Annotated in this window: 21 protein-coding genes and 2 pseudogenes; 6 read left to right on the forward strand and 17 right to left on the reverse strand. The window is 36.0% G+C overall.

Translation table 11 applies throughout. From position 1 onward, the window contains the following. From MWH06_06825 to MWH06_06870, 10 genes are all read right to left on the reverse strand, one after another. Window positions 1–336: a GPW/gp25 family protein gene (locus tag MWH06_06825; protein ID UPA54939.1), complete on the reverse strand. Its 336-nt coding sequence runs from the start codon at window positions 334–336 to the stop codon at window positions 1–3. Window positions 337–355: 19 nt separating this feature from the next. Next, complete coding sequence (locus MWH06_06830) at window positions 356–1,459, reverse strand: PDDEXK nuclease domain-containing protein (protein ID UPA54940.1); 1,104 nt, start codon at window positions 1,457–1,459, stop codon at window positions 356–358. Then, window positions 1,443–1,697: a hypothetical protein gene (locus MWH06_06835; GenBank protein ID UPA54941.1), complete on the reverse strand. Its 255-nt coding sequence runs from the start codon at window positions 1,695–1,697 to the stop codon at window positions 1,443–1,445. Before MWH06_06835 ends, MWH06_06830 begins: the two co-directional genes overlap by 17 nt. Window positions 1,698–1,700: 3 nt before the next feature. Then, window positions 1,701–2,165, reverse strand: a complete 465-nt coding sequence (locus MWH06_06840; protein ID UPA54942.1) for a phage baseplate assembly protein V — start codon at window positions 2,163–2,165, stop codon at window positions 1,701–1,703. Then, window positions 2,152–2,625: a hypothetical protein gene (locus MWH06_06845; protein UPA54943.1), complete on the reverse strand. Its 474-nt coding sequence runs from the start codon at window positions 2,623–2,625 to the stop codon at window positions 2,152–2,154. Before MWH06_06845 ends, MWH06_06840 begins: the two co-directional genes overlap by 14 nt. Then, complete coding sequence (locus MWH06_06850) at window positions 2,625–3,134, reverse strand: phage tail protein (GenBank protein ID UPA54944.1); 510 nt, start codon at window positions 3,132–3,134, stop codon at window positions 2,625–2,627. The genes MWH06_06845 and MWH06_06850 overlap by 1 nt, the downstream gene beginning before the upstream one ends. A gap of 1 nt (window position 3,135) precedes the next feature. Next, a complete protein-coding gene (locus tag MWH06_06855) occupies window positions 3,136–3,441 on the reverse strand; it encodes a hypothetical protein (protein UPA54945.1) in 306 nt (101 codons plus the stop codon). 194 nt (window positions 3,442–3,635) lie between these two features. Continuing rightward, window positions 3,636–4,394, reverse strand: coding sequence for a hypothetical protein (locus MWH06_06860; GenBank protein ID UPA54946.1), 759 nt, complete (start codon window positions 4,392–4,394; stop codon window positions 3,636–3,638). 139 nt (window positions 4,395–4,533) lie between these two features. After that, window positions 4,534–5,781 (reverse strand): group II intron reverse transcriptase/maturase, encoded by a 1,248-nt coding sequence (ltrA, locus tag MWH06_06865; protein UPA54947.1) that lies wholly within the window; start codon window positions 5,779–5,781, stop codon window positions 4,534–4,536. Between the two features lie 510 nt (window positions 5,782–6,291). Next, window positions 6,292–7,260: a reverse transcriptase N-terminal domain-containing protein gene (locus tag MWH06_06870; protein ID UPA54948.1), complete on the reverse strand. Its 969-nt coding sequence runs from the start codon at window positions 7,258–7,260 to the stop codon at window positions 6,292–6,294. Window positions 7,261–7,849: 589 nt separating this feature from the next. On the opposite strand from MWH06_06870, the gene MWH06_06875 reads away from it, so the two are divergent. Together MWH06_06875 and pheT are read left to right on the forward strand one after the other, a co-directional pair. Further along, entirely contained in the window at window positions 7,850–8,137 is a 288-nt protein-coding gene (locus MWH06_06875; protein UPA54949.1) for a hypothetical protein, read from the forward strand. A gap of 112 nt (window positions 8,138–8,249) precedes the next feature. After that, the gene (pheT, locus tag MWH06_06880; protein ID UPA54950.1) at window positions 8,250–10,589 is read left to right on the forward strand and encodes a phenylalanine--tRNA ligase subunit beta; all 2,340 of its coding nucleotides are present in this window, start codon (window positions 8,250–8,252) and stop codon (window positions 10,587–10,589) included. Here the strand turns inward: pheT and MWH06_06885 are convergent. The 4 genes and pseudogenes from MWH06_06885 to hemJ form a co-directional block, all read right to left on the reverse strand. Further along, window positions 10,586–13,324 (reverse strand): hypothetical protein, encoded by a 2,739-nt coding sequence (locus MWH06_06885; protein ID UPA54951.1) that lies wholly within the window; start codon window positions 13,322–13,324, stop codon window positions 10,586–10,588. The genes pheT and MWH06_06885 overlap by 4 nt on opposite strands. A gap of 61 nt (window positions 13,325–13,385) precedes the next feature. After that, window positions 13,386–16,807 (reverse strand): annotated as a pseudogene (gene ileS / locus MWH06_06890) (isoleucine--tRNA ligase). A 50-nt stretch (window positions 16,808–16,857) separates the two neighbouring features. Continuing rightward, the gene (gene miaB / locus MWH06_06895) at window positions 16,858–18,186 is read right to left on the reverse strand and encodes a tRNA (N6-isopentenyl adenosine(37)-C2)-methylthiotransferase MiaB (protein ID UPA54952.1); all 1,329 of its coding nucleotides are present in this window, start codon (window positions 18,184–18,186) and stop codon (window positions 16,858–16,860) included. 403 nt (window positions 18,187–18,589) lie between these two features. Then, window positions 18,590–19,018, reverse strand: a complete 429-nt coding sequence (gene hemJ / locus MWH06_06900; GenBank protein UPA54953.1) for a protoporphyrinogen oxidase HemJ — start codon at window positions 19,016–19,018, stop codon at window positions 18,590–18,592. Between the two features lie 55 nt (window positions 19,019–19,073). Between hemJ and pdhA the strand changes: the two genes are divergently transcribed. Continuing rightward, window positions 19,074–20,054 carry a pyruvate dehydrogenase (acetyl-transferring) E1 component subunit alpha gene (gene pdhA / locus MWH06_06905; GenBank protein ID UPA54954.1) on the forward strand — a complete coding sequence of 327 codons (981 nt, stop codon included), beginning with the start codon at window positions 19,074–19,076 and terminating at the stop codon, window positions 20,052–20,054. Between the two features lie 137 nt (window positions 20,055–20,191). Here the strand turns inward: pdhA and MWH06_06910 are convergent, their stop codons facing one another. Continuing rightward, window positions 20,192–21,073 carry an IS3 family transposase gene (locus MWH06_06910; GenBank protein UPA55772.1) on the reverse strand — a complete coding sequence of 294 codons (882 nt, stop codon included), beginning with the start codon at window positions 21,071–21,073 and terminating at the stop codon, window positions 20,192–20,194. 14 nt (window positions 21,074–21,087) lie between these two features. Continuing rightward, window positions 21,088–21,348, reverse strand: coding sequence for a transposase (locus MWH06_06915; GenBank protein ID UPA54955.1), 261 nt, complete (start codon window positions 21,346–21,348; stop codon window positions 21,088–21,090). A gap of 77 nt (window positions 21,349–21,425) precedes the next feature. Here MWH06_06915 and MWH06_06920 point away from each other — a divergent pair. From MWH06_06920 to MWH06_06930, 3 genes and pseudogenes are all read left to right on the forward strand, one after another. Further along, a pseudogene (locus tag MWH06_06920) lies at window positions 21,426–21,797 on the forward strand (transposase). Window positions 21,798–22,037: 240 nt separating this feature from the next. Next, window positions 22,038–23,366, forward strand: coding sequence for an IS4 family transposase (locus MWH06_06925; protein ID UPA54956.1), 1,329 nt, complete (start codon window positions 22,038–22,040; stop codon window positions 23,364–23,366). A gap of 114 nt (window positions 23,367–23,480) precedes the next feature. Next, entirely contained in the window at window positions 23,481–23,984 is a 504-nt protein-coding gene (locus tag MWH06_06930; protein ID UPA54957.1) for a hypothetical protein, read from the forward strand. Here MWH06_06930 and MWH06_06935 read toward each other — a convergent pair. Then, window positions 23,981–24,469 (reverse strand): SH3 domain-containing protein, encoded by a 489-nt coding sequence (locus tag MWH06_06935; GenBank protein ID UPA54958.1) that lies wholly within the window; start codon window positions 24,467–24,469, stop codon window positions 23,981–23,983. The genes MWH06_06930 and MWH06_06935 overlap by 4 nt on opposite strands. Window positions 24,470–24,490: the final 21 nt, after the last annotated feature.

Raw genomic sequence — 24,490 nt, forward strand, 5'->3', positions numbered from 1 at the left:
TTATACTACAATTCCTTCAAAATGAATATTTTTCCCATTTGGTAGATAAATACCATCTAATGCAATATTGACCTTTCCTTCTTTCACTTCTGTTATTTTTACTTTTTCTAATTTAAATCTTGTTTCCCATTTTTCCAGTGCTTCTGCTGTTGCCGCATAAATTTCCAGCGTAAAGTCCCTATTGATTGGCTTATCCACTAATTCAAATAGTCGTGACCCATAATTTCTCCGCATAATACGTGATCCTATCGGTGTGGTTAATATATCAATTATTGATTGTTTCAAATGTTCTATTCCTTCAAGCTCTTTTCCAGTATTAACGTCCATTCCTCGCATAAACACGTTGCCTTTTGTGTTATATCTGTTTAATCATTTTCTTCTTAGTACTTGCGTATTTTTCACGAGCTATAGAGATAGCTTTTCTCAACTTCTCCTCAAGGATTTCCTTAGGTGGCAACTGTGTTAAATACTGTGCAACATGAATATTAGAGCCTTCGAGTTCAAGATATTCTATATCCTCTTGATCCTTATCAGCACATAAAATAATCCCTAACGGTTTTTCTTCACCTGGTTTTCGTTCATTTTTATCCAACCAATTTAAATACCATTCCATCTGCCCTTTATAAGATGGTTCAAATCGACCAATTTTTAGTTCTATTGCAATAAGGCGCCTTAATCCCCTATGAAAAAATAGCAAGTCTAAATACCTATCAATTCTTTCGGTACTCATCCTTTTTTGACGTGTCACAAAACAAAAATCATTACCAAACTCTTGTAAAAATTTTACCAATTCATCCAAAATCGTATTTTCTAGATCAGTCTCACTATGACTTGATGGCAATTCCACAAAGTTAAGGAAGTATGGATCGTGAAAAATGAATTCGGGGGCTAACGTATTTTCTTCACGTAACTGTTTGATGCTTTGTCTTATGAAGTCCTCAGGCTTTTTTGCTAGTGCTGTACGTTCATACAACATGGTATCGATTCTACTACGTAGTGCTCTAACACTCCATCTTTCAATACGACACATTTCTATATAATAATTACGCTTCAGCTCATCAGAAATTGCAATAATTTCTACAAAATGTGACCAACTCAATTGTTGTGACAGTGTCGCGACAATTTCTTGATCGGGAAAGAATTTGGAAAATTGCACCATCCGAAATAATGAAGCTCTATCAAATCCACGTCCATATTTCATCTGAAGTTCTTTTGCAAGTTGGGAGATGATTTGCTTCCCATAATCTGCACGTTTGTGCTTTAGGATATCTTGATCAATTCTGGAGCCAATTTCCCAGTTTAACAATACTAGAGTATAATTGAATTGAACAGAAAGATGATTCTTTGCTCTATCTATTAAATTACTAACGTCTCCTAATAGGCTAGTAGTTATATCCATGTTCATAATTTTACTTTTGGTAAGTATAGCACATGGTTTATTTTTATTCTGAAAAAACATTACTACTTCCACTTATCGCTTTAAAACCACACGATACCAAGTCTCCTGTTCTCGTTACTCCCATACCGTTCACAAATACGCTGTTTGACCCTTGCGTTAGTTTCTCACCTAGAGTTAAGATATCTCCTTTTCGACTAACAGATCTACCGTTTACAAAAACGTCGTTACTACCACTCATACAAACATGTGCCGGTATTCCACTGCAATAATCCCCTATACAAACGATTGCTTTACCCATATTTTAGTTTAAATCTATTCTTTTTGCTTTGAGTTTTATTCCTTCCTTTGTCATCTCTATGCTTGATTCTCCTACTTTCAACGTTATTTTATCTACTACATCTATCTTAAGATGGTGCTTTTCTTGGTTATATGATAACTTTGTCCCATCTTGAAATTTTACACTATTTATTTCCTTTTTATTCTCCGGTGCAGGGTATTTTTCCTGATATATTCCTGCTAACACCACTCCTAATGATATTTCACCAAGAGGAGAAAATACCATAACTTGTTCATCGATATCTGGCGGAGACCAATCTCTATCTTTTCCTGCTTTACTCGTTATCCACGGCAAATAATCTGTTAAAATTTCTCCTATTTTCACTCTTACTCTTGCCTTTTCATAATCTATTTCTTTTACAACTCCTATACGGACAATGTTCGCTAATTTTCTATTCAGCTCTGAAATTGCAAAATTATGCTCCAACATTTTCTCCCACGCTTATTATATGCGGTATAATACCAGTTTCTGACCACATTGATTGACCTGTATGTACCTCGTGAACCCATTCGACCAACCACACCAAATATGCATCCAACTCTGGTTTAAAATCATCCCCTCCTGCTGATATAAATTCTCCTGGTGAAACATTTTCCACGTCCCAAGTATTTTTATTCACTACTCTTGCTACTTCTGCTGCTAATTCTCTCACAACTACCGAGGAATCCTCGACTGTTCCATCAACTACCACTCTCGCCTCAAATCTTGCTTTCAGGGCTAATTCTTCTGTTCCCGGATCTTTTCCCGTTTCTAAACTCACAAGCTCTACAAATACCGCTGGCGCTACTATTTCCCTTCTTATTGTTGGATACACTTCACATGTCTGTATTGCTGGTATCTCTTCCCTGAGCTTATTACAGATTGCCTGATGTAAATTTCCCCAGAACATTATTTCATATAACTCATTTGCTGATCAAAATACTTCTCAAATACTCTCTCTACTTCATTATCAACTAACTCTTTCATTGTTTCCCGAGCATGGGTATTTATTTTAATTTCATCTATTGGCAAAGACGTGGTATACCTTCGCCTGAATATTCCTATGTGACCATTTTTCATCGTTGCTATGAATGCTCCTTCATACGTACGGCTTCCTACCTTTGCTCCTATCTTTGTCTGTTTTATACTCCCAAATTTTGCTACTCCTATCCACTGCGAACTCAGCTTTATTATAGACCACAAACGCTTTCTATTTGCTTTATCCACACTTAACTTTTTTCTCATCGCTTTCTTTGGTATTTGTTTTTCTTCGCTAACTTGTTTGACAGTTTGTGACCTTACCCACAGCGCTGTTTTGTTTAATGCCCTCACCGTCGCTTTTTCCACTTTTTTCCTTTCAGCATTTACACTTTTAATTACCTTATTAATATTATCGGTAACTTCTATATTAATAGACATTTTACACCCCCGGTGCTTGAATTTTCCAGATCATTCCCGAATTGTCCCTAAGTGGCGGTGTGTGTACTCTGTATCTACAACTACCTATGGAAAAAGTATCTCCTACTACTGGCTGCAATACATCAAACACACTCACCTCCAAAATCAACATCTCCCCGACAAATTGGCCTTCACCAATTCCATATAATTTATCTGGTTGTTGTTTCAGCACCTGAACCATGTATGACTTATCCTTTGATTCATACAATGCTTGCTCTCCCAGATGTGTAAAACAATCTGCAAATAATCTTTCTATTTTTCCTTGCATATTTTACCTTTATGCACTATGCACGCTAAGAAGGGGCATACTGGTAGAGCAGTCTCAGCCTCACTACTTTTATAGTTAGTATTGTTATGCTGCAACGACGTTATCTAAGTGGAGAAAGTCACCTCTCCCCACTCGACTGCAGAACCGTACGTGACAGGTTACCGTCATACGGCTCCCCTGCAATTTAGTGCTTGTCATGCACACTTTCTGTGTAAATTATCATGGCAATGTCCATGTAACAAAGATAAGTTTTTGGTTATATTGTTTTTCTTATTTTGGTCTTTGTGATGTACTTCCAAAATATCATCATTTTTAAACCAAAGTTGACAATAATCACACTTACCTTGTTGTAACTTCAATAAATTTGTTACTCTTGTTGGCTTATCTGGTACTCTCTTCAGACGATTACTCCAGTATACCCAATCACCATCATATGGTGTCTTGGTTCCTTTCACCTTGGTATGCCGTTTAATAACGTAATCTCCATGTCTGGTAAGATTTACTCCATTACTTGTCATAAATCGCCAATTATCGTTACCATACTTTTTAAAGTATTTTTCCTTGATCCAGCGGTTTCCTTTGTTATGGTGTTTATATACTGCCCATTTCCAAAGTTTTCCAAACATAATGTGATCTAACAAACTAAATATCTTACATGATACTACTGAAGTGTAATATTGACACCATCCTTTAATAATTGGGTTAATGTGTTTTATTACTGCTCCCTGCGATTCACCACGCAATTTCTTCAGTTTGTGTTTGATGACCCATGTATGCTGTTTCACGGATTCGCGACTTGGCATAATTATTGTTTTATGGCTTCTCTTACCACGATTTACTGGATATTGTCTTACCGTAAACCCCAGAAAGTCAAAACCTGGCTTTTCTCCCTTTAGAGTATGAGTTATCTTGTTTTTGATGGCTTTAGCTCTAGACCTATGGTTTTTAACCATTCTTCAACCAGAACTTTCGCCTTAAGAATAATTTCTTCACTCTCATGTATGATGACAAGGAGAGTAGACCGGCGGAGCTTCCCCACCAGTCTCTCGCAGAACTGTACGGAAACCTCTCGGTTTATACAGCTCCCATTATTTAGTCTTTTGATCCTAACCCAAGTGTCCAGTGATAGAAAATATTTGGAGACCTCTTTCTCACTTTTCCTAGAAATTGCTTTGCTAGCCTTCCGTGATCTCGAAGTTTCTTATACTTGGTTCTGACCCATCTTATGAGGTATCTCTCTATATTTCTGAGAGATGGATACATCTCTGATTTATAAAACCTGCCATAGTACTGAAACCAGCCTCTGACTATTGGATCTATTCTCTTCGATATTTCCTCTAATGTGGTCCACGTGACCCGATGTATTCTCCATGACTTTATGGTTTTCTTGATCTTCTTTTTGGCTTTGTTACAAATTGCTGGTAGAAATGAGACAAAATAATTCCTCATCTTATTCTTTGCTATTCTAGGTCTGAAAGTATAGCCTAGAAAATCAAAGCTTTGTATGGGATATTCTTCTTTTCTGTCGTCGTCCTTATTGTACACAATCTGTGTCTTTTCAGGACGCAACTTCAATTTACACTTGGCCAATCTTTCTTCAATCATTGCTTTCATAAACTCTGCCTGTCTTTTAGTTCTGCAGTGTACTATCGCATCATCCACACATCTTTCAAATGGTACCGTTGGGTAATTTTGTTTCATCCACATATCAAATGCATGGTGCATAAATATGTTTGAGATGATTGGACTTATTGAACCTCCTTGCGGAACTCCTTTATCCCTAGCTACCTTGTTGCCATCTGCTTGCTGAATCGGGACTTTCATCCACCTTTCAACATACAATATGACCCATTTGCAGTCTGTGTGTTTCTTGATAGCCTGCAGTGCTAAATCGTGGTCCAGATTGTCAAAAAATCCAGATATATCAAGATCTATTGTCCAATCATTTTTCCAACATCTCTTCCGTGCTGTATATACCGCATCCAATGCAGACTTATTTGGTCTATAACCATATGAATCCTTATGAAATATCGGCTCTACTAACGGTTCAAGATACATTGTAGCTGCTGTTTGCGCTATCCTATCTGATACTGAAGGAACACATAAAGTTCTTTGTCCTCCTCCTGTACCTTTCGGTATTGCAACAGCTTTTACTGGCTCTGGAAAATAACTTCCGGATGACATCCGATTCCATAGTTTGTATAGATTATCTTTTAGATTTTCTTCAAACTTTGTTATCGTAACCTCGTCTACACCAGCCGCTCCTTTATTCTTCGATACTTGTTTATAAGCTCTCCAAACAAGTTGCTTCGGCATATCAAAAGACTTTGTTTTATTCATTAACTCCTCCCTTTCGGTTGATAAATAATTAAAACTAAATAACTCAGCTCCTTCGCTCCATTTCCATTACAGAAACTTCTTCACTACTACGAGCTGATCCGCCCCTGTTTTTCGCATCGGTACTCTCATCCTCAGAGATCGGCTCTTTGGACTTCTCCCTTATCATCAAAACGACAGGTTCCCGTAGTTCCATGCAGTAGCCTAAAATAGATTCACGCCACTTTTATGCCGGACGCCACCTACCCAGTAAACAAGCTCCTGGTAGATTTATCCCAGGTTAACGACTACCCCCTGGTTTTGACGTCGTCCCTACGCTTTCGACACCTCATCAGTGGTTCACTTACGTTCGTCTCTCTATTTCATACATGACACATAATTGTGCCTTTTCCATAACGCTCACTACCTTAGCTCTTTACTAAAGCAGCTTATGGCTGTTTGAAGCCTGCTCTTGCAAACCGGCTCCGAGGGGCCCTCCCTCATCTACTGCAAGCTTCAACACTTCCCGTGTCTCTACGGCGCACAATCATCTGCGTAAAAGATTACGCTTATTGATTGTTTTACCTCTTCATACGATCCCTGACCACGCTTCTTTTTCATAAATTGAAAAAGTTCATTTGTTAATGCTTGTTTGACATATTGTTCTAATCCATATAATGCAACACATGCAAGTAACGGTGATATCGTTCCTCCTTGTATAGTGCCACGTTTTGTGGGTTTAAACTTTCCATCTTCCATAACACCTGCCTTCAACCATCCTCTTATTATCTTTCTAAAAGTTGGTGTGGTATTGAGTTTCTTTAGCAAGGCGTTTTGGTCAATTTGGTCAAAGCATCCGGAAATATCAGCATCTAATATAAATGCTGTCTTACCTCCAAGAGCTATGAATATAGCCTCTATTGCATCATGACATGATCTACCAGGTCTAAAACCATATGTGTTTGGCTCAAATTTTGCCTCCCACTCTGGTTCTATCGCCATTTTCATAAGTGTTTCTTTTGCTCTCTCTGAAATAGTAGGTATGCCTAACGGCCTTTTCTCAGTTTTCCCAGGTTTTGGAATCCAAATACGTCTTGATGGTTTAGCTTTCTCTCTTATATCCAAAGAATATGCTAATTGCAATCTTTCTTCTTGATTAAGATTAGCCTTTCCATCAATACCTGCTGTCTTCTTTCCTCTGTTATCCTGAGTTACCTTTCTAACAGCTAGCAATTTTGCACTCATTGAGTTAAGTAATAATCTTTGAAGTTTATGTACCTTCTTGATATCATCACACTTTGCAGCTTGGTAAATTCGCTTTTGTAACTTGAATACAAATTTCTCTAACTTACGCCAAGGAATTGTACGCCATTTATACCTAACATTTTGTTGGTCTATAACATATTTATTACTATTCACAACTTTACCTTCCAAACTACAGTGTTTACGTCTGCATATCCCAAATATTACTTCGGGCATTAGCTTCTTAAACAATCCTTCCACATAGAAGCATTCGGTTGGCTACCTTCTTGATTATCCTTTAAATAAAGAATAATAAGAGCTTCCATGTGGTTACTCCGTTCCATGGTTTCGTTTCACGTTAAACTTAGGTTCTTACTATTTGCCGGAAGCTGAAAACATCCATAATCAAGCATCAAAACCTTGATTCTTCTTGTGCTTCATACCATTTTGGTCCATGCGTATCAACCTTATTTCGCATATTGATATTGACGACAATTCAAACATAAGTTCCTCTCGTAACCATATCTAACTCTGTTTGCAGGGATTTACCATAAAGGTTAGGTATTACCTGCTTTTGTCTCATGCTTGCATCCCAGAGGTTGCCATTCTCCAAGATGTGAGACATACATTATCCCCGATGTCTAGGGAAGATGGAATTTAACCATCACAAAACCACGACTATTCGGATCGCACTAAGATAGAAAGCCCTGTATTATTATAGCATTAATATATTAATAAAACATGTAATTAAGATGCTAACTACAATCATACTATATCTACCAATCTTATTTTAAATTCTTGACTTAACATCTTATTTTAATTATAATTTAATTTTTAGTGAGGTATTATTGTGAACGAAATAGATTTTATTAACACTAATCATCCTTTAAATTTAGAGCAGGAATTTGGTAGTGGATATATTAGATTCACTGACGGTTATTTTGATGAGAATACCGGTGATTATGGAATGATAGGTCAAGTATTAGATGAAAATCATAACACGTTAGGACCACTAACCGTTGGCGGCTATGTTTGTCATTTTCACCATGATGACCATAAGGTTAATCTTCAGTATTTCATGGAAGTAAACTTAGAAGGTGATATAGAGAAGATCGATTCTCTTTACAAGAAGATATAAAGTTACAAAAGCTTCTACATCATAAACAATGATGTAGAAGTATTCCACTACAACAAGCTTTAAAAGCACTACATTTTATATTACAATAACTCTTTTATTTCTTTAAAGGTTCATGAAATTCACATTATCTTGGTTATTAGAACACTTAGAAACCAATGCTAGTTTAGAAGAAATTACCGATAAATTAACTCACATAGGGTTAGAAGTAGAAGATGTGATCGACAATACCAAATTAGCTGGTTTTATTGTTGCAAAAGTATTAGAAGTTGCACCTCATCCAAATGCCGATAAATTAAAATTATGTAAAGTAGATGACAGAAGTAAAACTCTACAAATAGTTTGCGGAGCAAACAATGTTAGAGAAGGTATGAAAACTGTGCTTGCATCTCTTGGTAGCACATTGCCAGAAAGTGATTTTACAATCAAGCCCACAAAAATACGAGGAGTGCTAAGTGAAGGGATGCTCTGCTCTGCTTCTGAACTTGCGCTAGTTCAAGAGGAAAGTGAAGGAATAATCGAGCTTTCTGATGATTATAAAGCAGGGGATAAATTTTTCAATTGTGACCCTGTAATTGATATAAATGTTACTCCAAATCGTGGAGATTGCTTAGGCATTTATGGAATAGCTCGCGACCTTGCTGCAACTGGAATTGGGACATTAAAGACTTTAAGCATTCCACAACTTACCAGCTCTATAAATTCACCAATCGATGTTGAAGTGACTGACGGAGAAAGTTTTATTAGTGGAATACACATCACCAATGTAAAAAATCAAGAAAGCCCAAAGTGGCTAAAAGATAAATTGGAATCGATAGGAATGCGCTCCATTTCTACAATAGTTGACATTACTAACTATATTATGATATCTTTTAATCGTCCAATGCACGCATATGATGCAAAAAAAATAGAAGGAGAGCTCACAGTACGCAAAGCAAACGACGGAGAAAAATTTGCTGGTTTGAACGGTAAAGAATACTTATTAAACACGGACACAAGCGTTATTTCTGATAGTAAAAATATCCATGGAGTTGCTGGAATTATAGGTGGAAAGTGCAGTGAATGTACTCTTGAAACTACTGATATCTTTTTAGAGTCTGCTTGGTTTGACCCTATATCTATCGCTAAATCTGCAAGGCAGATGAACATCTCCACAGAATCTAGTTACAGATTTGCACGTTCAGTTGATCCTGAATTGACTCTTGAGGGACTCAATCTTGCAGCTAAAATGATTTTGGATTTATGTGGTGGAGAAGTCTCAAGCGTAGTGTCTGCTGGCAGCTTAGATAAGGCTGACACCAAGGTGAACTTTGATTATCAGGATGTGAACAAGTTTGGAAGTGTGTCTGTATCGCCTGATGAAGTGCTCGATATCTTAACGAAACTAGGGTTTAATATTGATAAAAAAACCGAAGGCAATTGGAATGTACAAGTACCAAGCTGGAGACCGGACGTGACTATACCTGCTGACCTAATTGAAGAAGTAACAAGGATATACGGCTATGACAAAATAAAAGAAGAACCACTACCAAATAATGTTGTAGAAGTAGATAGTACATACGACAATTTGCGTATTTTGATGACAAACAGAGGGTTTCATGAAGTGCTAACCTGGTCGTTTATGAGTGAATCGACAGCTGAAAAATTTGGTTACTCGAATAAGTTATTTATCATCGATAATCCGTTTAACAATAACTTTAATATGATGAGACCAAGTATTATGCCAAATTTATTGCAAGTCACTGCTGATAATATTGCCCATGGAGTATCTGATCTTGCAATCTTCGAAATTGGGCCGATTTACGATGGTGAAGCTCGGTCTAAACATGTCTTAAGTGGAATAAGAACAGGAAATAATTTACCGCGAAACCATTATAATACTGATAGGAAAGTAGATGTTTTTGACGCAAAGGCTGATTGCATAGCAGCTTTGGAGTTTTTTAACGTCAATTGTGATAATTTAATGATAGAAAGAGCAGAAAAAGAATATTATCACCCAGGAAAGTCAGGTACCTTATCTTTTAGAAGTAAAATAGTTGGTTACTTTGGGGAATTGCACCCAAGTGTACTGGATTTGTTTGATATCAAACAAAAAATTGTAGCCTTTGAAGTGATGCTAGAAAACATTGGAAAGTTACCTATAAGTAGGAAAAATTTTATTGATTATAAATACCAAAGTGTAAAACGCGATTTTGCATTTATTGTAAATAAGGATGTGGAAGTAGGTAACATAATCAATGTGGTAAAAAAAAGCTCAGAGCTCATCACAGAAGTTTTAGTATTTGACGTATACCATGGAAATAATATAGAACCAAATAAGATATCTATCGCATTATCAGTTACTTTCTGCTCTCCAATCCACACTTTAACTGAAAAAGAGATCCAAAAAGAATTAAGTGCTATAGTCAATTTAATATATGAAAATACCGGAGGAACCTTGAGAACTAGTCATTAAGCCGCAATCACAGTTTCCTGCCGTTGCTGTGTTACATTTACTTCATCCAATTTATTCCCTATCTTGAATTCAATATCCTTAAAAAATCTACTCCACATTCCATGCAAATGCTCTTCTACTTTAGGCCATACATCATTTTTAAATGCTTCTCCATCATCAGAAAATAAATTACCTAAAAAGGCTCCAACACCTTCATAATTTGACTGAAAACATTGAAGAAATGTCTCTACTTCCTTATGAGTATCATGTGCCACACTCAACGCTTTTCCTTCTGTGCTCTTATCCCCGTATATTGCAACGGCAAGACCTGTTTTAATATATCCCAAGCCTGTCTGAACAGCTTTCACAGGTTGCAACCATGAACTCTTATCGCTTTTTGGCACATTATTTATTATATTTTTCACCAGTCTGTCTATTAAAGGAGACAATAAATTTTGACTAAAATGTTTGATATTATCTTTTGTTTTAATTACAGGATATTTGATGCATTTTTCTGCCAAATAGTACTCAAGTTCTGCTTTTTTTAATAACTTTTTAACTGCTTCTTCATCAAAAGTTTCATGCTCGAACGCTTTCAGTAAATCATCCTCTATTACTGCAAACTTTATCTTTTCACGAGATTCTAGTTCTTCTCTATAATCATTTATTGTTTTTTCATTTATCAACAACTCTTTTTCTTCCAATTTTAACTGTTCTAATGCTTTTAGAATTTCTTTGTTATTTTCTAAGTGCTTCTGTATTAACTTTGTATTTGGATGCTTTTCTCCTCTTCTCTTTTGCTCATCTTTTAAGTACTTATTTAAATCCTTACTCCCTTCTATTATTTCTCTCAATAGTGTAGGTTGTTCCAAGCATTTTGCAATTTCTGCTCGATGCGCACCAATCCTTTCTATTAGACTTGGCGCATCCTCTTTTAATAGGTCGCATAAACCTTTCATAGACTTTGCTTGACCTCTAAATAAATTTAGCATTTTACACTTTGTTACTTCTAAATACATATTTTCTACAAAGTCATTTATTTTAGCTAAAGCTTCCTTTTCTAAATCTTTAAGCTGCTTCCCTAAGCTTTGCTTCTCCTTATCTGGTATATCTGATTGACTTAACTTACTTTCAGCTCTCTTTATCACTGATTTTACTAGCCTTTGCTCAACCTCTTGATTATCATACTCGAACTTAAAAAGATCTTCTAATTTCCTCTTTAAATCATTGTTTATTAAGTTGTTTTTTCCTTCATCATATATATTTTTCAATTCTCCATGTATCCTAACATATCTTTCTTCTCCTTCTTTTTTTAAATCTTTAATTCTTTCTTTAGCATTATTTAGAGCTTCTTCTGTTTCTTTAGGATATATATCTTTACATATATCAATTACTTTCCTTTCAGCTATGTCATCTTCTTCTATGAACTGTTTCCACCTTGCTTTAAGCACAAGAAGCACATCATCACTTATATCATCTGCGTTATCAAGCAACTCCATTATATCATCACCTAATAGCAGTTCTTTTAGATCTTTTATTATCATTTCTTTTTCACTTGGCAATTCCTTACCTTGATTCTCCAATTCTTGTCTTACCAAAGTATTTCTTATCTCATCTTCCAGCGAAAAATCTTCTCCCCGTCTATCTTGCTGAAACTTAATTGCTTGTATAAAGGCAACTTGATAAGCACTTTGTATTAAGTGACTTGTCAAATTAGGACCTATACTATCTACCACTTTCGACTTGAATTCGTTCAATAATTCCTTCAACTTATCATATGTAATCTCTTTCTTTTCTAGCTTTATCAGTTCTTCCATAGTCTTCGCAAATTCTTGAATAGAAGTTGCAAGCACATCCTTGATTTCATTGCGTAAGAGCTTAAGACCATTTTTTAAATTGATGTTAGTTGACAATTTCAGTACGATGCTATGCTCTGAATCCCGCGTCACATCAAACCACTTGTTATTTTCATTTTCATACAAATCTCTAAGCAATCGTTTAAATTGCGGTGGAAATTCTATTTCCATATCCCACGCAATATTTGGTCCAGTAACTTCCTTTTCATGAAAAGACACCTCAATATTTTGATGCTTATTAGAATACCGCCCCATACTTATTTTAAGAGCAGTAACTAAAGAGTGAGATAAATCTCTATTTAAAAGATAAAAAGTAGCCAAAGCAACTGTTGCAGGAACGATTAAGGCTACAAGCACAGTCACATTAACAAAAATTGCTATTGCAGCAAGAGCGCCGTATGCCAATCTTTTCGGTACACTTGTTTCACCCTTTTTTGCCTTATCTTCACCTACACCTTCTTGTTTCTTGCTGTTTGCTTTAAATCTACTGTATATGACTAATCCCAGTGCAGTAAAAGCAATATAAGGGAGCATTAAAACTGACAGAGCTAAATTTAATACTTTCTTCTCTGGGCAAGCTCTGTTTATTTCCTTAAATATTCCGCTTGATATATTATACCAAGAAGTAAAAAAGTCAGAGTTATAATCTTTATAATGAAATATACTCAGTGGAACGTTAAAATTAGCTAACGGCTCTTGTTCTTCCACAGCATCAAAAAATTCTTCTTCCTCTTCTGAAGTAGCAAGACCTAAATCATTCCCTTCTTCTACATTAGAAACAGCTTCCATAGCATCAAAAAACTCTTCTTCCTCCTCCAAAGTAACAATAGATTCTACTTTACCTAAACCATCACTATTGTTAACAACTTTTTCATAATCATCTGCAACAGCTTTATTCATATTATAACCTTACCCTAAGCAATCTAAGTATAGCATAAACATTAGTAACTTTGCAACTTTATTAACAACTTAACTTGATACCAACTATCAACCCTTGATATTCTTTAGAATAGAAGTCGGCTTCGATCTCTTTATTAATGTCCAAAGATAAGGCAAGGGTCTGCTCTTTTATATATTCATTCCATGTAGTTATTGCTTCCTTAATTTTTTCATCTTCTGTTTTGATTGTTACTCTAATTCTATCTGATATATGAAAATCAGCTTGTTTTCTAGTTTCTTGAATGAGCCTCACAATATCTCTCGCGAGCCCTTCTAGAATCAATTCATCATTTAAAGTAGTGTTTAGGATAACAACCCCTTTGTTGTTATCAAATACAGAGGAAAATTCACTGTTTGCTTTTAATAATAGTTCATATTCGCCTTTTTCTATAATATAGTTCTCTGTTTCATCTCCTAAAAATATTGAACCTTTTGCGGAACCTTCTGTCATTCCAGCGCGTGACGCTGGAATCTGCATCTGGATCCCAGTGTCAAGCACTGGGATGACGTCGGAGTGAGTTTTTTCAACTTGCCACCATTTCCCCTCTTTGACATATTGAACTAGTTTCTTAATTTTGTCTGGAATTCTTTTCCCAAGCATAGGAAAGTTTAGCTTTAATTCTAGTGACGCAATATCTTCAAGTTTGTTTACCAACTCTAGTTTCTTTATATTCACCTCATCTTTTATCATCTCTTGGTACTCATTTGAATTCTCAGCACACCAGATCCCAGTGTCAGCTACTTGGATAACAGGAGAGAACTCTGGGATGACAGAAAGCGGTTCACCTTCAAGAAAGTTGCAGGAAGATTTATGATAAATGGTCATACTGCCAAGTGGCTGCCTGATACGTATATTAAAAGTATTTCTGATCGAAAGTGCAGAGTTGCACACCTCTCTCACTAAATCCATCTTGGCAATGAGCTGACTATCATATCTCTCTAATTGTGGAAAATCAGCCAAATGAACAGATGTTTCTTCATACTTAAGCCCTTGCCATATATTCTCTGTTATAAGTGGCAACAAAGGAGCTGCAGCTCTTAGTATGTAATAAAAAACCGTATATAGAACATTATAAGCATCAGTTTTATCTTGATCTAAATCACTTTTCCAAAAACGCTCGCGACTGCGACGAATATACCAATTATTTAGCACTTCAAAAAGTTCATCAAAATTTTGCAAGCCTCTTGGGAGTTATAGCTGTTCATAGAAGTTTGGATACTTTCTACAGCTTCAAAACATTTGGAGATCATGTAACGATCAATCGTACTTTGATAATCCTTACAAACCTCAGCTTTAATTCCATCTGCATTTGAATACATGGTAAAAAAGTGATAACTGTTCCAAATAGGTTTTATTACGTTTTTCAGAACATCTCGTATTGAGTTTCCCTCTTTATCAAGCAGCAAATTACCACCACAAACAATAGATCCAGAAAGCATAAGAAAACGCAGTGCATCAGAACCATACCTATCAAAAACCTCTATTGGATCTGCATAATTATTCAAACGTTTGGATAATTTTTGCCCTTTTACATCCAAAACAACACCGTGGCATATGCAGTTCTTAAATGGTTCCCTATCAAACAAAGCAGTGGACAATACAAAGAGCGTATAGAACCACCCCCTGGTTTGCGCTATGTATTCAGTGATAAAATCTGCAGACTCAAACCACTCCTTATTTTCAAACGGATAGTGAACTTGTGCAAATGGCATCGAGCCAGATTCAAACCAACAGTCAAATACATCAGGTACACGACGCATGATTGATCTTCCTGCCGGGTCATCAGGATTTGGTCTTGTTAAAGTATCGATAAATGGTCTGTGCAAATCATCTACTTTAACATTAAAATCTCGCTCTAGTTCTTCTATCGAACCATATACATCTACTCTTGGATATCTTGTATCATCTGATTGCCACACAGGAATCGGAGTACCCCAGAATCGATTGCGTGAAATTGACCAGTCGTGTGCCCCTTCAAGCCATTTTCCAAATTGACCATCTCTAATGTGGTTTGGTATCCAATTAACTCTCTTATTTAGCTCTACCATCCTGTTTTTGAATTTTGTAACGGCAACGTACCAAGAAGGCATAGTACGGTAGATCAAAGGAGTGTCAGTTCTCCAGCAGTGTGGATAATTGTGAATATACTGCTCAGTTTTGAACCAATTTCCTTGTCCTTTCAGCTTCTTTATTACTATATCATTAGTATCAAAAACGTGAACTCCCGCTAAATCCGAAACTTCAGCAGTAAATTTTCCACTGTTATCAATTGGACAAACAGCCGGGATATCGTGGCTTTGACAGAGATTAAAATCTTCCTCACCAAATCCAGGAGCAGTGTGCACAACACCAGTACCATCTTCTCCTGTAACATAATCAGCAACAAAAACACGGAATGCATTCTTTGTATCTTTAAAGTAATCAAACAGCGGCTTATAGGAAAGGCCTGCAAGATCATTCGCTTTAAGTTTTATATTGCAGTTTTCATATGGAATATTGTTTTGTTCAGAGTAGCTGATAAATTTTTCTAGGTAGCTTTCAGCGAAAATATAAATTTCACTGTTCACTGAACTTCTTTCATTAACTTCTGTCATCCCAGTGCTTCGACACTGGGATCCAGAAATAGATTCCAGCGTCACGCGCTGGAATGACACCAAAGAATGGACTGACACTGCACAATACTTGATGTCCTTTCCTATCGCCAATGCTAGATTGCTAGGAAGAGTCCAAGGAGTTGTAGTCCAAGCAAGTAATTTACATACACTTTTAAACTGCTGTGGGTTTTCTAAAAGCTCAAATGCAACAGTTACAGCTTTGCTAGTCTTTTCTCTATACGCGTTATCTAGTCTTGTTTCAAAATTAGACAATGGAGTTTCGCACGCCCAGCTATAGGGAACAACGCGTACTGATTCATACACCAAGCCCTTATCATAAAGCTGCTTAAATGCCCACATGACCGATTCCATGAATGACTTATCCATGGTTTTATAGTCATTATGAAAATCTACCCACCTTGCTTGCCGATTTACATACTTCTCCCATTCTGATGAAAATTTCATCACAGAAGTGCGGCAATGGTCATTGAATTTTTTAATGCCAAATTTCTCTATCTCAGTCCTGCCCGATATTCCAAGTTCTTTCTCTGCACCCATCTCAGCTGGCAATCCGTGGCAATCCCAACCAAATCTACGTTCAACCCTTTTTTGAAGCATAGTTTGATATCTTGCAAATGCGTCTTTGATGAAACCAGTGAGTAAATGTCCATAATGCGGAAGGCCATTTGCAAATGGAGGGCCATCATAAAAGACAAAACAATTATCCTTAGAACGTTTCTCAACTGACCGCTCAAAAACTTTATTTTCCTGCCAAAATTTTATGATTTCTTTTTCTAACGACAAAAAATCAGGACTACTTACTGTATCAGGATAATGCTTTGACTTCATGTTCACTATGTAAAACTAAAGAATATAGGGCTTTCTGAAAAATTACAAATTCAAAAATATTTCCGTAGCCCACACCCCAACAAACTATTTTGCCGAGCTTCCAGTACCTTTACATTCACTATTTTGTCCCTGTATTTACCTTCAGGATCATCAATGCACACTGATTGCATATATGGGCTTTTACCAATAATTTGGTTTTGGTGTTTGCCTTTTTTATCACTGAACAAAGCAGGAACAGTTTTGCCCACCATACTCTGGTTAAACTCAAGTTGTTGCTTACTAATTAGTTTCTGTAAACGAAGAAGACGTTCTGTTTTAACATCTTCTGGTATTTGATCTTTTCTTTCCGCTCCTGGCGTTCCTGGTCTTGGGCTATATTTAAAGCTATAAGCCTGAGCATATCTAACTTTTTCTACTAATTTTATAGTTTCTTCAAAATCTTTTTCGGTTTCTCCAGGAAAACCAACAATAAAATCAGAAGAAAATTCGATTTCAGGTTTCAATTTGCGAAATCTGTCTATTATTTCCAAATACTCCTCTGCAGTGTGCTTTCTGTTCATCGCGTGCAATATTTTATTCGAACCTGACTGCACAGGCAGGTGAATAAATGGCATGAGTTTTGGCTCTTCCGCATGTGCCAAGTAGAGAGATTCGTGCATATCTCTTGGGTGGGAAGTTGTATAGCGGATTCTTTCTAGCTTTTCAATTTTAGCAATATGACTAATTAATTTTCCTAAATCCCACACTTCCCCTTCGCATTCCCCATGGTAAGCATTGACGTTCTGACCAAGCAAATTGATTTCCTTTGCTCCATTTGCAACTAATTTCAATGCTTCACGGAATATTTCATTTACTAGTCGTGAATACTCAGCTCCACGAGTGTAGGGTACTACACAAAACGTACAAAATTTATCACAACCCTCTTGTATGGCAAGAAACGCAGAAGACCCCTGGCTATTGCCATAGCATTTATCTGGCAATTTATCAAACTTTGCAACTTCAGGAAAATCAGTGTTTATTACATGACCTTTACTTCTGCTTGCTTTGACTATCAGCTCCGGTAAAGTAGCGATACTCTGCGGACCAACAACAATATCCACAAATGGAGCCCTTCTGAACACTTCTTCTCCCTCTGCTTGCGCTACACACCCAGCCACCACTATAGTCATTTCTTTTCGTAACGAATGAATCTTCCCGAGCTCAGAATAAAGCTTTTCTGCTGCCTTCTCTCTAATGTGACAAGTATTCAGTATCACTAAATCGGCTTTCCCTGCATCACTAACAACGTTGAACCCCAAAGGTTTAATTACATTTTCCATTAAAACGGAGTCATAAACGTTCATCTGACAGCCGTAAGTTTTAATATATAGGCCTTTCATATTTGGTATGTCTTTTTCAAAACTTTTTCACCCTACACGTAAATGTCTAACAGACCAGCGCGTGACGCTAGTGAACTTGCTAGCACAATAGATTTTGACAAAATTATACGAAAAACTGGATCCCAGTGTCAAGCACTGGGATCCAGGAAAAAGAATGGTGTTATCCGAGTAGCTTGACACTGGCATCCAGGAAACTTAATTGCAAGTAATGCATTGAGTTTGGTGAGTATGGGTTTTGCGTTATAGAATGAAGCACTTTTGGTGAATTTGTAAAGAAAGCTGGATCCCAGTGTCAAGCACTGGGATGACAAGAAAGGGAGCACTGGAATTTTTATTTCAGTATTGTACATTAGCCATGCATCTGAACAGATACGAGCTTTCTGCTTTTTTTGGGTAAGGTCAGTCAAAAAGGTTTTACAACAACCATAATAACTATAACTATCATCAATACTGTAACTGCTTCATTTAAAACGCAAAAATAAATATGTGACTTCTTATTCGAACCCATTGCAAAATTTTTCCTATATTTTGCAAGTAGCATATGAATAATTAACATCAAAAGTATTGCAAATGCTTTTACATGAAACCATCCTTCACGATATGCTTCCCTAATAACCATTAGTGTAATTCCAAGACCAAGTGAGAAAAGCATTGCAGGGTTTATGATATATCTAAGTAGCCTCTTTTCCATTGTTTGAAGCAAGCTATCATTTTCCGATCCCGGTTTTACAGTTGCATGGTAGACATAAAGCCTGGGTAAATAAAGCATACCTGCCATCCACATGATAACAGAGATAACGTGAAAAGCCTCAAGCCAGTGGTAATAGTTCATTAGCAAAAATTTAAAATTCCTGGTATTGTGTTAGTTTAATGAAAAAGAAATCGATATGAAAGCAGAAAATTTCACTAAAGAACAGATAATTGGATTCTACAGGAAAATGCTACTCATACGCAGATTTGAGGAAAAAGCAGGCCAATTATATGGAATGGGATTAATAGGCGGGTTCTGTCACCTATCAATAGGACAAGAAGCAGTTGCAGTTGGAACTCAAGCTGCATCAAAATTAGGTGACGCTTTTATCACAAGTTATAGAGACCATGGCTTAATGCTCGCATGTGATTCTGATCCAAATGTTGTAATGGCAGAGCTTACCGGCAAAGAAACAGGATGCTCGAAAGGTAAAGGTGGTTCGATGCACGTATTCGACGTTGAAAAAAAATTCTTCGGCGGGCATGGAATAGTGGGAGCACAAGTTCCAATTGGCACAGGAATAGCATTTGCTAATAAATATAAGAAAAAAGATAATGTGGTATTTACATATTTTGGCGACGGTGCTGCAAATCAAGGACAAGTATACGAATCGTTCAATATGGCATCTTTGTGGGAGTTGCCTGTGGTTTACATCATAGAAAATAATGAATACGCAATGGGAACCTCCGTGCAAAGATCAACTTTAGTAACAGAGTTATATAAAAGAGGAGAAAGTTTTGGTATTCCTGGAAAACAAGTTGATGGAATGGATTTTTTCTCTGTTTATGCGGCTACAAGCGAAGCAGCGGAACACATACGCAGCGGAAAAGGGCCTATCCTGCTTGAAATGAAGACATATCGATATCGCGGCCATTCGATGTCAGATCCTGCTACTTATCGCTCAAAAGAAGAAGTTGAAGATATGAAGCAAAATCATGACCCTATAGGCACTTTAAAGAAATACATGATAGATAATAAAATTGCTTCAGAAGAAGAATGTAAAGTAATTGATAAGGAAGTACGTGATTTAGTAAAAAAGTCGGAAGATTTTGCTAAAAATAGTAAAGAGCCAGGCATCGATGAGCTATATACTGATGTTTATAAATTTGTTAGCTAATTTTTTTATCCAGAACTGTATGAATTGTATAGTAAACGATGTCATTCAATTCTCCCGTCATCTAAGTAGTCTTCTTTTTTTGTCATCCCAGTGCTTGACCTTACCCAGGAAAAGTGGAGAGAAAGTTGGGAATGTTTTTACAAAGAGAATGATGAATCAAAAAGCTCAGGGATGCAATAGTTAATAGTAGAATGTCTGCGTTGTTTGTTATAAAAAATTTCTATATATTCAAATATAGCAGTTTTAATAGACTGTTTGGAGTACTTAGCAGTATTTATTAATAACTCTCTTTTCAGAGAACTAAAGAAACTTTCTACAACGGAATTGTCGTAACAATAGCCTTTGTGACTCATGCTAGGAACTATGTTCTTTATAGCTAGTAGATTTTGGTAATTTTTTGAAGTATATTGTGAACCTTGATCGCTATGTAATAGTAGATTCTTGGGATGGTTACGCTTGTAAATGGCCATTAACAAAGAGTCAATAACCAACTGTTTATTTATTGAGCTACTCATCGACCAGCCAACTACCATACGTGAATATAGATCGATTACTACTGCCAAATATAGCCATCCTTTCTTGGTTCTTATATAAGTAATATCAGTCACCCACACTTTATTTGGTTGATCGGTAATAAAATTTTGATCTAATATATTGGGAACTATGACTCTATTGTCAGTTTGCCGTTTCTTGGTTTTAAATTTTCTTTTAAGTATAGCCTTAATGCCATTTTCTTTCATAACATTTTGCACTGTTTTGATGTTGTAATTTTTACCTAAAGCTTTCAATTCAGCATGAATTTTAGGGGCACCATATCTGCATTTAGAAACTTGATGTATTTTTTGAATATCTGCTAATAGATCTTTTTTTGCCAATTCCCTATTGCTTATTTTTTTAGCAAGCCATTTGTAATAACCACTAGCAGATACACCAGAAATTCTACATAATTCTTGTACTTTATAGCAATTGCTATGCTCTTTTATAAAAAGATATTTTACTCTTTTTGACTGGCAAAATATCCCAGGGCTTTTTTTTAAATGTCTCTTTCCCTTGTTACTCTTGCTAACTCTCTCTTTAAGTCAAATCTCTCTTTATCATAAGGCGCTACGTTACCCCTGCCCGGAAATGCATTTACTGCTGACTTTTTCTCGTTATACTTCTTTATCCACTTACCTAATATACCGGGATTTATACCTAGATCCCTTGCTATTTGTGAAATTGTTTCTCCCCTTTCTCTGAAAAGTTTTACAGCTTCTTCTTTGAACTCTGCTGTATACTCTCTTCCATTTGTCATATTGCACCTCTTTATGAAAACATTTTTTACTATAAAAACGTCTCAACTTTCTCTCCACTTTTCCTGGGTAAGGTCACGAAGAGAGTAACCGAAGAAATGGGAGGAATGGAAAGACTTTGCGGACAAGTGCTGGTTCATTTGAGCTCAAGAGATAGGGAGGAAAGCTTTGAACCACAAATAGTCAAAAAAAGGCAAACAACAGAGCTTGCAACGAAGATTTTGAGCACATTTGCCAGTGGTATGAGCTATAGAGATATAGCGTTACATGTTGAGGAAATTTATGATCACAAAATATCGGTAGCAGAGATATCAAGTATCACTGACAAATTGCTACCAGTAATCAATGAATGGCGTAGTCGCCCGCTGCAGTCCATGTATCCAATAGTGTTTATGGTTTTTTAAAGTCAAAGAGTTGTGTAAGTAAATGTATGTATAATATATTAGGTATAGTATATTGTGCTATAAAAAAGGTAGAGCAAAAATGGACTATCCTAATTGGGCTTTAACTATGTCTCAATTTGATATCTTCTTTCCCGGCAGATTGAAAATTGAGTTGAACTAAAAATGCGGTTTGACACAGTTTATTTAACCATACGCGTCAAGTTAAGGAAAAGTGAGAGGAAAATTAGCAGAGAGAAGGAAAAATAGGGTATAAGTTCTCTTGGATAGCTTAATAGAGAGAACTTACAATGGACAGAATAGCGTGCTTGTCAAAAAAACTCAAAGAATTCTTCAATGAAAAGGCAGATGAAATATCAGATGAGGTAGGTTTTATAAAAAGGAAAAGAAAGCTTAGAGGATCGTCGTTTATAAAAGCAATAGTTTTTGGTAATATAGGAGTTGATAATTGCAGCATAGAAACGATGTGTCAGTTACTCAACGAAGACTCAATAAAAATAACAAAACAGGGTTTAGATTGGAGATTTGCTGAAGAAGCAGTAGAATTTATGAGAAGAATGTATAATGAATCCTTATTAATATTTAGGAATAGCTTACAAATTGATTGTAAAATTTTAAAGCAATTCAAAAGCGTCAAATTATTGGACAGTAGCTACATTAGCTTGCCTAATAATATGGAAAATATGTACAAAGGATACGGCACTAGCTATAGTGATTATGAAAGCAATGCTAAGTCTAGAATAAAATTACAGATACTTTTTGACTACTTAAACCAGACGCTGGATCAACTTAATCTTACGGAAGGAATAAGGTCAGATCAGGGCTATAGAAGCCATTTAAGCAATATATCAACTAATGATCTGTTAATATCAGACCTGGGCTACTTCGTGCCAGCTTCTTTTAAACAAATTGATGAAGCTGGAGCTTATTTTGTTAGCCGTTATAAATCTGATACAAACACATATGACATCGAAACAAATCAAAAAATAGAGTTATTGGAATGTTTAGAAGGTCAATCCTTTCTAGAAAGGGAAGTGCTATTAGGGAAAGAAGTAAAAATTAAAGCCAGAATTATATGTCAAAAATTAACTGAAGAACAGTCTATAATCAGAAGAAGAAGGGCTAATAAGTTAGCAAAGTCACATGGATACACATCTTCTCAAAAGAATCAAAAATTGCTGGATTGGTCGATATTCATAACTAATGTTCCAGAAAGTAAAATTAGCGCTGAGCAGGTCTTAACAATTTACAGAGTAAGGTGGCAGATTGAATTATTATTTAAATTGTATAAGAGTCACATCAGGCTTGATGAACTTAAAGGAAAGTCATACAGAGTATTATGTGGGCTATATGCTAAATTGTGTGCAATTCTTATATTTCATGGAATATTTGGCTGTACAAAGCTGAAAGAGAATACAGAGCTGAATTTAACAAAGGCCTTCATTGAACTAAAAAGAAGGATTAGGGAGTTGTTTTTAGCGTTAAATAGTAAAATTAATAACCTGAGAATTTTTCTGAAAAAACTTACCACAGACTGGTCACAATTTTCTATAAAGGACAGGTATAGGAAGACCAGGTTATCTACTTTAACTTCCCTAAACTTGCTTACAACTTCTTAACTTGACGCGTATGGTTTATTTAACACTCCCTTGTTTTAATAATTAATTAAAACAAAGCATGTAGTAAATGGTGTATCTTAACAAAAAGGTATAACGAATGTAGGAGGGTACTTTATGTCTCTAAAGAATAAAATTTCTGAACTAATAGAACAACAATTTAGCATTAAATACCATGACAATTATTTGGCTTACACTATACACAAGTGGGCTGCAAATGAAATATCTAATTCTATTGCTTTTTGCATAATTGGTTGTGGAAATTGCAAGATTGGATATCAAGATGTTGCAAATTCATTCAACATAACAAAAGAAGAAATTGATCAAGGTAATATTGCAAGCATAGAAAGTAAAATAAAAAGTGAAGCTGAAAAATCAGGTAGTGAGTTTCTTAAGTTGATTTCTAGAATGGATCAATCGCTAAGAGAACAAAGTGAAAAGTCTATTGTACAAATTTTAGATTCATCTGCTGAGAAGATGTTACAGAGTTTTTGTGACAGCACTATATGGCAAAATAATTCTCCAGAACCTCAAGAAGTTAGTGCAACTCCTGCTTCATCTGAAGAGTCTGCTACAGAAGGTCCGGAAACTAGTGTTAATCCAGATCCTTTATCAACCTAATCAACCCCATATATATGTTTTTTTTGTACCCATGCTTTACGTTTTGGGGTGGAAAGAAAGCACCATTCTTCGTTACATTTTTCTATTTTCATTACAACGAACTTGTCTATTTTCATAGTAATCTTGCTGTCTACACTCTGTTTTTGATATCCATAAGTATCTTCTTTTATCATTGCGTGGTGCCTATCACTAAGCAGATTGCCTTTTATCCATCCGCAGTCCTCATCTATATCGCAAACCTTTTTCCAGCTCTCAAACTCTTCTATCACTTTCAGGGGCAGATTTTTGCAAGTGTATATCCATTTTACAGGATAGTGAAATCCTGGTCCCGTTCTCATGTTGATTTTATTTGATTTGGTTGAAACAAAGTTATTAGCAAACAAGCTATGGCTAAATAATAAAAACAATAGGATAATAGTACTGAACCAAGATCCCAGTGTCACGCACTGGGATGACGTGAGAGATAGTGTAACAGACTTATTCATCATAATTCACGATTAGATTGA

The sequence above is a fragment of the Wolbachia pipientis genome (genome assembly GCA_023052945.1).
Classification (GTDB): Bacteria; Pseudomonadota; Alphaproteobacteria; order Rickettsiales; family Anaplasmataceae; genus Wolbachia.